This is a genomic window from Streptomyces pinistramenti (assembly GCF_020564935.1).
GTDB classification, from domain to species: domain Bacteria; phylum Actinomycetota; class Actinomycetes; order Streptomycetales; family Streptomycetaceae; genus Streptomyces; species Streptomyces pinistramenti.
Genome location: NZ_JAJCXB010000005.1, coordinates 161560 through 173025, shown reverse-complemented (window position 1 = coordinate 173025; position 11466 = coordinate 161560). Strand labels below are relative to the sequence as shown.

The 11466-nt window shown below is 71.1% G+C and carries 10 protein-coding genes; 7 read left to right on the top strand and 3 right to left on the bottom strand.

Annotation, left to right across the window (positions count from 1 at the left end):
• Window positions 1–24: 24 nt before the first annotated feature.
• The 3 genes from LIU39_RS06030 to LIU39_RS06020 all read left to right on the top strand — a co-directional run bounded on the left by LIU39_RS06030 (window position 25) and on the right by LIU39_RS06020 (window position 4067).
• A complete protein-coding gene (locus LIU39_RS06030; RefSeq protein ID WP_227045476.1) occupies window positions 25–1725 on the top strand; it encodes a phytoene desaturase family protein in 1701 nt (566 codons plus the stop codon).
• Window positions 1722–2777, top strand: a complete 1056-nt coding sequence (locus LIU39_RS06025; RefSeq protein ID WP_227045413.1) for an MDR family NADP-dependent oxidoreductase — start codon at window positions 1722–1724, stop codon at window positions 2775–2777. Before LIU39_RS06030 ends, LIU39_RS06025 begins: the two co-directional genes overlap by 4 nt.
• Window positions 2778–2864: 87 nt before the next feature.
• Window positions 2865–4067: a cytochrome P450 gene (locus LIU39_RS06020; protein ID WP_227045411.1), complete on the top strand. Its 1203-nt coding sequence runs from the start codon at window positions 2865–2867 to the stop codon at window positions 4065–4067.
• Window positions 4068–4133: 66 nt separating this feature from the next.
• Here the strand turns inward: LIU39_RS06020 and LIU39_RS06015 are convergent, their stop codons facing one another.
• Together LIU39_RS06015 and LIU39_RS06010 are read right to left on the bottom strand one after the other, a co-directional pair.
• Window positions 4134–4754, bottom strand: a complete 621-nt coding sequence (locus LIU39_RS06015; protein WP_227045409.1) for an L-threonylcarbamoyladenylate synthase — start codon at window positions 4752–4754, stop codon at window positions 4134–4136.
• Between the two features lie 84 nt (window positions 4755–4838).
• Window positions 4839–5417, bottom strand: coding sequence for a TetR/AcrR family transcriptional regulator (locus LIU39_RS06010; RefSeq protein ID WP_227045407.1), 579 nt, complete (start codon window positions 5415–5417; stop codon window positions 4839–4841).
• Window positions 5418–5760: 343 nt separating this feature from the next.
• On the opposite strand from LIU39_RS06010, the gene LIU39_RS06005 reads away from it, so the two are divergent.
• The 4 genes from LIU39_RS06005 (at window position 5761) to LIU39_RS05990 (ending at window position 10730) form a co-directional block, all read left to right on the top strand.
• Window positions 5761–6363 (top strand): (2Fe-2S)-binding protein, encoded by a 603-nt coding sequence (locus tag LIU39_RS06005; protein WP_227045406.1) that lies wholly within the window; start codon window positions 5761–5763, stop codon window positions 6361–6363.
• Entirely contained in the window at window positions 6360–7352 is a 993-nt protein-coding gene (locus LIU39_RS06000) for an FAD binding domain-containing protein (protein ID WP_227045404.1), read from the top strand. Before LIU39_RS06005 ends, LIU39_RS06000 begins: the two co-directional genes overlap by 4 nt.
• Entirely contained in the window at window positions 7349–9481 is a 2133-nt protein-coding gene (locus tag LIU39_RS05995; protein ID WP_227045402.1) for a xanthine dehydrogenase family protein molybdopterin-binding subunit, read from the top strand. The genes LIU39_RS06000 and LIU39_RS05995 overlap by 4 nt, the downstream gene beginning before the upstream one ends.
• Before the next feature lie 76 nt (window positions 9482–9557).
• Complete coding sequence (locus LIU39_RS05990; RefSeq protein WP_227045400.1) at window positions 9558–10730, top strand: XdhC family protein; 1173 nt, start codon at window positions 9558–9560, stop codon at window positions 10728–10730.
• A 34-nt stretch (window positions 10731–10764) separates the two neighbouring features.
• Here LIU39_RS05990 and LIU39_RS05985 read toward each other — a convergent pair whose 3' ends face one another.
• Window positions 10765–11343 (bottom strand): helix-turn-helix transcriptional regulator, encoded by a 579-nt coding sequence (locus tag LIU39_RS05985; RefSeq protein WP_227045398.1) that lies wholly within the window; start codon window positions 11341–11343, stop codon window positions 10765–10767.
• Between the last annotated feature and the right edge of the window lie 123 nt (window positions 11344–11466).

Sequence of the window (11466 nt, the reverse complement as noted above, 5' to 3'; positions counted from 1 at the left end):
CGGCCGGAGCACGGCAGAGAGACGATGATCATCATCGGTGCGGGCCTGGGCGGCCTGTCCACCGGCTGCTACGCGCAGATGAACGGCTACCGGAGCCAGATCCTGGAGATGCACGAGATCCCCGGCGGCTGCTGCACGGCCTGGGAGCGGGGCGACTTCACCCTCGACTGCTGCATCAGCTGGCTGCTCGGCAGCGGCCCGGGAAACGAGATGCACCAGATCTGGCTCGAACTGGGCGCGTTGCAGGGCAAGGAGGTGCGCCACTTCGACGTGTTCAACATCGTGCGCGGCCAGGATGGCAGGGCCGTCCACTTCTACTCCGACCCGGACCGGCTGGAGGCGCATCTGACCGCCATCTCCCCTGCCGACGCCAAGCTGATCCGGCGGTTCTGCCACGGGCTGCGCAGGTTCCGCAAGTGCCTGGCGGTGTATCCCTTCCTCAAGCCGGTGGGGCTGATGGGGACGGTCGAGCGTATGCGGATGCTGGCGTCGTTCGTCCCGTACTTCAACACCGTCCGCACCTCGATCACCGAGCTGATGACGGACTACTCGGCGAAGTTCCAGGACCCGCTGCTGCGCGAGGCCTTCAACTTCATCCTGTACGAGAAGCATCCGGCGTTCCCGGTACTGCCGTTCCTCTTCCAGCTGGCCTCGCACGCGAACCTGTCGGCCGGCGTCCCCGAGGGCGGCTCGCTCGGTCTCGCCGAGTCGATCGAGCAGCGCTACCGGCGGCTCGGCGGTGAGGTGAGCTACAACGCCAAGGTCGAGGAGATCCTGATCGAGGACGACCGGGCGATCGGGGTGCGTCTCAGCGACGGGCGGGAGCTGTTCGCCGACATCGTGGTCTCGGCGTGCGACGGGCACACCACGACGATGAAGTTCCTCAAGGGCCGCTACCTCAACGACGCCTACCGCCGCCTCTACACCGAGACCATCCGCGAGCCCGGCATGGTCTTCCCCGGATACTTCACGCTGTTCCTCGGTCTCCGGCGTCCCTTCCCCGAAGGGGCACCCTGCACGACGTATCTGCTGGACGAGTCCGTGGCCGCCGAGCTGACCGGCATCCGTCACCCGAGCATCAACGTCCAGTTCCGCAACCAGCATTACCCGGAGCTCTCCCCCGAGGAGACGACCGTCGTCTATGCCACGTATTTCTGTGACATCGCCCCCTGGCGCGCCCTGGACGAGGGGGCGGAGCAGATCAGCCGCACCCGTGGGGGCCAGGAGGTGCACACCTTGCCGGTGCGCCACGGGCGCGGATATTACGCGGCGAAGCGGCAGGCGCGGACGGCGCTGGTGCGGTTCCTGGAGGAGCGGTATCCGGGGATCGAGGACGCCATCGCGGTGCGCGACGTGTCCAGTCCGCTGACGCAGGTGCGCTACACGGGCAACTACAACGGGACCGTGCTCGGCTGGCAGCCGTTCGTGGAGAGCGGCGAGACGCTGGAAGAGCTGATCAAGAAGCACGGGCCCGGACTGCCGGGTCTTGCGAACTTCTACCAGTCCGGTGTCTGGGCGACGACCGGCGGCCTGATCCGGGCCGCCGCCGCCGGCCGGCACGTCATGCAGTTCGTCTGCCGCGACGACGGGCGGCCGTTCACCGCCTCCGTCGACAAGACCGGGCCGCTGCCGACCCACGTGGTCATTCCGGTCGGGGCGCGTGTGCCCCGGCCCGCCCGCGAAGAGGTCAGGACGGCCGTCACCACAGAGAAGGACGCGACATGAAGAGCAAAAAATGGGTGGTCCGTGAGCACGTCGAAGGTGTTCCCGATATCGGCAGGGTCTACGAGCAGGTCACCGAGGACGTGGGAGGGGACCTCGCGCCCGACGAGATGCTGCTGAAGACCCTGTATGTGTCGGTGGATCCGTATCTCCAGGGCATCGCGATGGACACCCCGCTCGGCGCGCACATGGGGGCCGACTCGGTCATGGAGGTGCTCAAGGCCGGCCCGCGCGCGGCCCACCGGGTCGGTGATCTGGTGCAGGGGTTCGGCGGCTGGCGCGAGTACGTCGTCAGCAACGGCGAGCCGCGGCTGTGGCAGACCGGGACGTTCCCGATGGTCTTCCCCGCCTACCGCCGGCTGGATCCGCAGTGGTTCGACGACACGCTGCCCCTGGCGACGGCCCTGAGCGTCATGGGTGGCCCCGGCATGACGGCCTGGGGGACGCTGACCAAGTTCCTGACGGTCAGCCCCGGCGACACCGTCGTGATCAGCGGTGCGTCGGGCGCTGTCGGGTCGCTGGTCGGCCAGTTGGCCAAGCGTGCCGGGGCGCGGGTGGTGGGTTCCACGTCCACCCCGCAGAAGGCGGAGTATCTGACCCGGCTGGGCTTCGACGAGGTCATCGTCTACCGGCACGGTGACGGCGCCGACGCGGTGCGCGAGGCGCTCAAGAAGGCCGCACCCGGCGGCGTCGACAAGTACTTCGACAATCTGGGCGGCACCGTGACCGACACGGTGTTCTCGCTGCTCAACATCGGCAGCCAGGTGGCGGTGTGCTGGCAGTGGGCGACCCAGGTCGGCCGGGAGGGCGTCGGGCCGCGACTGCTGCCCTACATCATGTTTCCGCGCACCACGATCCGCGGCATCTTCTCGCTCGAATGGTTCACGGATGAGAACTGGGCAGCACTCCATACCGAGTTGGGCGGCATGTTCCGCCGCAACGAGATCACCTGCGACCACACCGTCCACCACGGCTTCGACCACATCCCGGAGGCATACGGGAGCCTGTACCAGGACCAGGCGGCCAATCGGGGCAAGGTCCTGGTCAAGTTGTGAGCGTGACGCCAACTCCGATGTTCTGCACCGGAGTTGGCGTCGTTTCGGCTCGCGCCACCCCCCACACACCACGGACCAGGAGGTACCGTGTCCGCCGCAGACAACTCCACGAAGACGGCCGACCAGACGCTGCTCCCGCTGCACCGCGTGAGTTTCGGCGAGTCCGGCCCACCGCAGCCCACCACCCTGCCCGACGGCAGCCCGGCCTGGCTGGTGACCCGGCACCGCGACGTGCAGCAGGTCCTCAGCGACGCGCGGTTCGGCCGCGCCCAGCTCTACGGGCCGGACGCCCCGCCCGTCTCGGACGTACCCAACCTCGTGAACAACCCCGATCTGGTGTTCAACCAGGACGGGCCCGACCACCTGCGGCTGCGCCGCACCTTCCGCCGCGCGTTCACTCCGCGGGCGGTCGCGCGCTGGCGCCCCTGGATCGCCGCGATGGTGGAGCGCTGCCTGGACGAACTGGCGCGCTGCGAACCGCCGGTGGACGTGGTGGCCGCCTTCACCCTCCCGCTGCCGATCGCGGTGATCAGTGAGCTGATGGGCCTCGACGCGCAGGCGCAGGGCCGGCTGCGGCACTGGACCGCGTACGCCTTCTCGGACGGTTCCCACGACCCGGATGAGGTGACAGCCGCGCTGGAGGAGTTCGCCGCGTTCGCGGCCGAGCTGATCGCCGAGCGGCGGCGCGACCCCGGCGACGACCTCGTCAGCAGCCTGCTCCGGTCGGCGGACACGGAAGGCGGCATCCCCGAGGCGCAGCTCGTCAGCCTGGTGTGCGGTCTGGCGGTGGGGGGCCATGACAGCACGATGACGATGCTCGGCAACTGCCTGCTCTACCTGCTCGGTGAGCGGCCGGAGACCTGGCCGGTCCTGGGATCCGACGAGAAGGCGGCCGAGCTGGCGGCCGAGCGGCTGCTGCATCTGATCCCGCTGGGCGACGACCGGGGCAGTACCCGCCATGCGTCGGAGGACGTCGAGGTCGGGGGCGTGATCATTCCGGCCGGGTCGGTGGTGGTCGCCGACTGCGGCACGGCCAACCGGGATCCTGCCGTCTTCCCCGGCCGGCCGTTCGACGAGTTGTTCTCACCGCTGGCGGGCGCCAATCTCGCGTTCGGGGCCGGGCCGCACTACTGCATGGGCGCCTGGCTGGCCCGGCTGGAGTTGCAGCTCGCGCTGCACCGGCTCGCCGCCCGCTTCCCGGAGCTGCGGCTGGCGGAGCCCGCGCAGGGCGTCGAGTGGCGTCTGGGCGCCACGTCACGCAGCCCGCTGCGGCTCGCGGTGACCTGGTAGGAGTCGCACCCGTGGCCCTGCCTGGACGGTGTGTCCGGACAGGGCCACGGCGGAGATGGCGGGCGGCTACTCGAAGCGCGAGGTGTCGCCCGCTCCCCGGCGGACGATCTCGGCCTCGTCGCCGGAGAAGTCGATGACCGTGGTCGGCTCGGTGCCGCAGTCGCCCGAGTCGACCACGGCGTCCACCACATGCTCCAGCCGTTCCTTGATCTCCCAGCCCTGCGTCAGCGGCTCGTCCTCGTCGGGCAGCAGCAGAGTGCTGGAGAGCAGCGGCTCGCCGAGTTCGGCGAGCAGGGCCTGGGCGACGGCGTGGTCCGGGATCCGGACGCCGACCGTCTTCTTCTTGGGGTGCAGCAGCTTGCGCGGCACCTCCTTGGTCGCGGGCAGGATGAAGGTGTAACTGCCGGGTGTCGCCGCCTTGATCGCGCGGAACACGTCGTTGTCGACGTGCACGAACTGGCCCAGCTGCGCGAAGTTCTGGCACACCAGGGTGAAGTGGTGGCGATCGTCGAGGTTGCGGATCGACCGGATCCGGTCGATGCCGTCCCGGCTGCCGAGTTGGCATCCCAGCGCGAAGCAGGAGTCCGTCGGGTACGCGATGAGCGCGCCGGAACGGATGCTGTCCGCCACAGTGCTGATGGTGCGCCGCTGAGGATTCTCGGGGTGCACGTCGAAATACTTCGCCATCCGTCGAGCCTACGTGATGGGCACCCTGTGTACGGGCCGTGCGGGCGCCGTCGGCGGGGCTGTGCGGGGTGGCCGGGGGCGCGGTCAGCGGCCGGGGGCGCCGGTGCGCAGTCCGTCCATGACGAGGTCGATGAGGCGCGTGGCGCGGGGCTGCCACGCGCCGCGCGGATCGAGCTGCCACAGTCCGGCGATGGCGAGCAGGAAGTCGTCCGGGGTCACGCCGGGGCGGATGGTGCCGGCCTCCTCGTTCGCCTGGAGGAGGCGGGTGATGGCGGAGGTCACCGGGCCGTGGCCGAGAGCGGCCAGGCAGCCGTGTGCGCTGGTGGCCCGGCGCATCGCGTCGGCCAGGCCCGCCTTGGCCATGGCGTACTGGGCGAGGCGGTCCATCCACTCGCGCAGGGCCTGGTCCGGTGTCCGGGTCGCCAGCAGCTGGGACGCGGCGTCGGCCACCTGCTGGACCTCGTAGCGGTAGACCTCCAGGACGAGTGCCTCGCGCTGGGGGAAGTTACGGTAGAAGGTGGCCTGGCCGACGCCCGCCCGCTTGGCGATCGTGCTGAGCGGGACGTCGGCCGAGCGCGTCAGCTCCACGAGGGCCGCCTCCAGGATGCGCTCGCGGTTGCGCTGGGCGTCCGAACGCAGGGGCGCGTCTTTCTTCGGTGGCACTCGTCCTCCTTCCGGGATCCGGGAATCACGGATGGATCGATCTTGCTTACCGGACAGCTGTCCAGTAAGTTTCACGCTAACGGACAGTTATCCGCTTGGACCCACCATAATGGCAGATGCGGACGGTGCGGACGGCCGGTCGCTCGGCCCGGCCACACCGTCGGCACCGCAGCTTCCGCCGTCACACACAGCGCCCCGCCCCTCCCGGCCGTCTGTCGGAATCAGCAGCTTCCCGCCCGCGCTCCGGCGCCACGGAACTCCCTGCTTCCCGGTCGACGGCGTCGACATCAGGGCCCGGACCCCGACCCGCACCGCGCCTCATATACGCGAAAGAAGGCTGATCATGGCCCTATCGACGTCCAGCGCCATCACGTTGCACATCAACGGCGAGAAGCACTCACTGCCGGTCGACCACCGCACCACCCTGCTCGACGCGCTGCGCGAGCACCTCGACCTGACCGGCACCAAGAAGGGCTGCGACCACGGCCAGTGCGGCGCCTGCACGGTGCTGCTCGACGGGCGCAGGGCCGTCTCCTGCCTCCAGCTCGCGGTGGCCGCCGAAGGACGCGCGGTCACCACCATCGAGGGGGTGGCGGACGGCGAGCGGCTGCACCCGGTGCAGGAGGCGTTCCTCGATCTCGACGGCTACCAGTGCGGCTACTGCACACCGGGGCAGGTCTGTTCGGCCCTCGCGGTGATCGAGGAGCACGCGGCGGGCTGGCCGAGCGCCGTGACCGCCGATGTGTCGCCCGATGCCGGCCCGCCGGCGCTGACCGCTGAGGAGATCCGGGAGCGGATGAGCGGCAATCTGTGCCGCTGCGGCGCCTACGTGTCGATCGTGCAGGCGGTCGCGCGGGCGGCGGCCGCGACGCAGTCCTCCAACACGCCGGATTCCGACGGCACTTCGCACGCGGCGGATGCGGCGGATGCGGCGGTGTCGGCATGAGGGAGTTCGGCTACCAGCGCGCGTCCGACGTCCAGGGCGCCGTTGCCCTGCTCGGCGCCGATCCCGGTGCGCGCGCCCTCGGCGGCGGCACCAACCTCGTCGACCTGATGAAGACCGGGGTGGAACGGCCCGCGCAGCTCGTCGACATCCGGGAACTGCCGCTCGACCGGATCGAGACCACGGACGACGGCGGCCTGCGGATCGGCGCGACCGTCACCAACAGCGACCTGGCCGCCCACCCCGAAGTGCGCCGCCGCTACCCGGCGTTGGCGCAGGCGGTGCTGGCCGGGGCGTCGGGACAGCTGCGCAACATGGCCACCGTCGGCGGGAATCTGCTCCAGCGCACCCGCTGCGGCTACTTCACCGACGTGACACAGGCGTGCAACAAGCGCTCCCCCGGCAGCGGTTGCCCCGCCGTCGAGGGCGAGCACCACCAGCACGCGATCCTCGGCGCCTCCGCACACTGCGTGGCCGTCCATCCTTCGGACATGGGCGTGGCGCTGGCCGCCTTCGACGCCGTCGTGCACTACGAAACGGCGGACGGTCCCGGCGAGTTGCCGCTTGCGGAGTTCTATCTTCCGGTGGGCACCACGCCGCATCTGGAGACCGCGCTGCCGCCCGGCGCACTGATCACCGGCCTGACCCTGCCGCCGGCCCCGGTCGCCGCGGCCTCCCGCTACCGGAAGGTGCGCGAGCGCGCCTCGTACGCCTTCGCCATCGGCTCGATCGCCGCCGCGCTGGATGTGCGGGACGGTGTCGTACACGAGGTGCGCCTGGCCTTCGGGGCGGTCGCGTCGCGGCCGTGGCGGGCCCGGGAGGCCGAGCGGGCGCTGACCGGCGGCCCGGCGACCGCCGAGGCGTTCGGTGCCGCAGCGGACGCGGAACTGGCCGCCGCCGCGCCGCTCCCCCACAACGGATACAAGGTGACGCTGATGCGCAATCTCGTCGTGGCCGTACTGACCGAACTCGCCGAGGAGGCCGCCCGATGACCACCGTGACGACCTCGACCGCAGGCACGACGGGATCCGTCGGCGCCGCACACGCCCGCCTTGAGGGCCGCGACAAGGTCACCGGGGCCGCGCGCTACGCGGGCGAGGTGCCGTTCGCCGAACTCGCCCACGGCTGGCTGGTGTTGTCCACGATCACCCGCGGCCGCATCCGGTCCGTGGAGACCGGTCCGGTCCTGGAGATGCCCGGCGTGCTCACCGTCCTGCATCACGGGAACGCCCCCCGCATCGACGGGAACTACCAGGGCATGATGGGGCCGCCCGACCCGGTCATCCAGGTCTTCCAGCACGACCGAGTGCCCCACGCGGGCTGGCCGGTGGCGCTGGTCGTGGCGGAAACGTCCGAGCAGGCGCGGGAGGCCGCCGAGTCGCTGGTCGTCCGGTACGAGGAGGAGCCGCACGACGTGGTGTTCGGCGCCGGGAGCCCCGGCGCGTACGTCCCGGACTCGGAGACGCCGACGGAGAAGGGGGACGTGGAGGCCGAACTCGCCTCGTCCGCCGTCGTCGTGGACGCGGAATACACCACGCCGGAAGAGCACCACAGCGCGATGGAGCCGCACGCGGCGATGGCTCGCTGGGACAGCGGACGCCTCGAAGTCGTGGACTCCAACCAGGGCAGCATGTGGGTGGCGAGCGAGCTGGCGAAGCTGTTCTCGCTCGATCCGGGGGCGGTGCGGGTGCGCTCCGAGCACGTCGGCGGCGCGTTCGGGGCCAAAGGGATCCGGCCGCACCAGGTGTGCGCCGTGATGGCGGCGACCGTTCTGCACCGCCCGGTCCGCGTCGTCCTGACCCGCCGTCAGACGTTCTCGCTGGTCGGCTACCGCAGTCCCACCGCGCAGCGGGTCAGGCTCGGCGCCGACGCCGACGGGCGGCTGCGCGCGGTCGACCACCAGGCGCTGAGCGTCACGTCGACGGTGCACGAGTTCCTGGAGCGGAGCGCCGACGCGGGGCGTGCGATGTACGCGGCCGACGCGCTGCACACCGTCAACCGCCTCGTACGGGTCGACGTGCCGACGCCGACCTTCATGCGGGCACCGGGCGAGGCGCCCGGCTCGTTCGCGCTGGAATCCGCGCTGGACGAACTCGCCGAGAAGTGCGGCATCGACCCGATCGCGCTGCGCGCCCGCAACGAACCTGCCGTGGGCCCGGCCTCCGGGCTGCCGTTCAGCAGCCGCAATCTGCTCGCCTGCTTCGACGAGGGTGCCGCGCGGTTCGGCTGGGCGCAGCGGGATCCGCGTCCCGGCATCCGCCGTGAGGGGCGCTGGCTGCTCGGCACGGGCACGGCCGCGTCGTCGTTCCCCTCGGGGGCGGCGCCGTCCACGGCTTCGGTGACGGCGGAGGCGGACGGCAGCTTCACCGTGCGGATCACCGCGGCGGACGTCGGAACCGGGGCGCGGACCGCGCTGACGCTGATCGCGGCGGACGCCCTGGAGGTGGCTCCGGAACGCATCCGCATGAAGATCGCGGACAGCGACTTCGGTCCCGCCATGGTCGCCGGCGGCTCGATGGGCACCCGGTCCTGGGCCTGGGCGGTCACCACCGCGGCGGCTGACCTGCGGGAGCAACTGGCCCTGGGCGGCGGCATTCCGCCGCAGGGCATCACGGTGCGGGCCGACACCGGCGCGGCCGTGCAGGCGCTGACGCAGAAGGAACGGCACTCCTTCGGGGCGCAGTTCGCCGAGGTCGCGGTGGACGTCACCAGCGGTGAGGTGCGCGTGCGGCGGATGCTCGGCGTCTTCGCGGCCGGCCGCATCGTCAACCCGCTGACCGCGCGCAGCCAGTTCATCGGCGGCATGACCTGGGGGCTTTCCATGGCGCTGCACGAGGAGGCGGTACGGGACCAGGCGTCGGGCGGGCACGTCGGCGCGGACCTCGCGGGGTATCACTTCGCGGCGCACGCCGATGTACCGCCCATCGAGGCGGCCTGGGTGGAGGACCCGGATCCGGACGACCCGGTGGGGATCAAGGGCATCGGCGAGATCGGGATCGTCGGGGCCGCGGCGGCGATTGCCAACGCGGTCTGGCATGCGACCGGTGTGCGCCACCGGAATCTGCCGATCCGGCCCGACCGGGTCCTTCAGGCGGGTACCGCGGCCCACGGGGCCGGCTGAGCACGGGCGCCGGGGGTTCCGCCTCGTCCGCCGTACACCCCGCCCGCACCGGGCCGTGAAGCAGGAGGAGACCGAAATGCTGGACATCGCCGACGAGTTGGCCCGGTGGGTGGCACAGGGCCGGGAATTCGCCGTCGCCACCGTGGTGGCCGTCGGCGGCAGCGCGCCGCGCAGTCCCGGCGCCGCCCTGGCCGTCGACGGCGAGGGCACGGTCATCGGCTCGGTCTCCGGCGGCTGTGTGGAGGGCGCGGTGTACGACCTGTGCGTCCAGGCCCTGGAGGACGGGCGGACGGTGCTCGAACGGTTCGGATACAGCGATGAGGATGCCTTCGCGGTGGGGCTGACCTGCGGCGGGGTCATCGACATCCTGGTCACGCCGGTGGGCGCGGACGCGGTGGTGCGGGAGGTGCTGGCCGCGGCGCTGCCGGCCGCCGCCCTCGGGGAGACGGTGGCGCTGGCCCGGGTGACCGACGGGCCGGCCGAACTGCTCGGCCACGCCCTGCTCGTGCGGGCCGACGGATCGTACGAAGGCGGTCTTGGCGGGCATCCGGAGCTTGATCTGGCGGCTGCGGGTGAGAGCCGGGCCCTGCTGGCGGCCGGGCGCACCGGTACCTGCGTGGTCTCGGACCGCGGGACGCGCTGCGGGGTGCCGCTGACGCTGTTCGTCGAGTCGCGCGTGCCGCCGCCCCGCATGATCGTTTTCGGTGCGGTGGACTTCACGGCGGCGCTGGTGCGTACCGGCGTGTTCCTGGGTTACCGCGTGACGGTGTGCGACGCGCGGCCGGTGTTCGCCACCCGGGCCCGCTTCCCCGAGGCCGACGAGGTCGTGGTCGACTGGCCGCACCGCTATCTCCAGCGCACCGGGACCGACGCCCGCACGGTGCTGTGTGTGCTGACCCACGACGCCAAGTTCGACATTCCGCTGCTGACGGTCGCCCTGCGGATGCCGGTCGCGTTCGTCGGCGCGATGGGGTCGCGCCGCACGCACGAGGACCGGGTCCGCCTGCTCACCGATGCGGGGGTCGGCGCGGACGAACTGGCCAGGCTCCGTTCGCCGATCGGCCTGGATCTCGGTGCCCGCACCCCCGAGGAGACCGCGCTGTCCATCGCGGCCGAGATCATCGCGGCCCGGCAGGGTGGTACGGGTGCCCCGCTGACGGGGTCGCGGACGCCGATCCACCCCGACGCGCACGGGCGGGAGTCCGGCGCGGGCGGGGGGGCACGCGGCGGCGTGAGGCGGAAGCGCTGAAGGGGCCCCGGTGGCGGGGCCCCTTCAGCGCTTCCTACAGCACTCCGGTGCGGAGCGCGAAGGCGACCGCGTGGGTGCGGTTGCGGAGGTTGTGGCGGGCCACGAGTTGGTGGATGACGCTCTTGATGGTGCGTTCCGAGCAGCCGATCCGGCCTGCCACCTCTTTCGTGTTGAGACCGTCGGCTAGCAGCCTGAGCACTTCGACCTCTCTGGCTCCCAGGCCCGCGACATTGAGTCCGTGCGGGATGAGGGCATGGTCCCTGATCGCCTCGATCTGACTGATCAGGCGTTGCTGAATGCCGTCCCCTGCTTTCGCGCGGCCGCGTACGGCGGTCACGACGGCGCGCACGATGGCGTTGAAGCTGCTCTTGCGCCGGTAGAGGAGGCTGACGAGTCCGAGGCTGATCGCGCGCAGCATGGAATGTTCGGGGAACTCGTTGGCGACGAGGATGACCGGCAGCCTGCGCGAGCCGCCTCCGTTCTCGCGGTGCACGCGTTCCACTCGCGTCAGTAGCTTCGCGGTCACTTCGTTGGCCAGTACAAGCAGTACGTCAGCGGTGTCGCACGAGTCCAGGGAAAGCGGGGCGATCTCTTCGTATGAGGTTAAGCGCATGATGGCCCCCTCCTCGGTTATGGGGTCATCTGCGAGCACGGCTACGGCAATCGGCTTTCTCAAGGAATCCCCTTATGGGCACCCTGCGCAATGAGTCTGCCCACCCCAACGGGAGAACAGTCC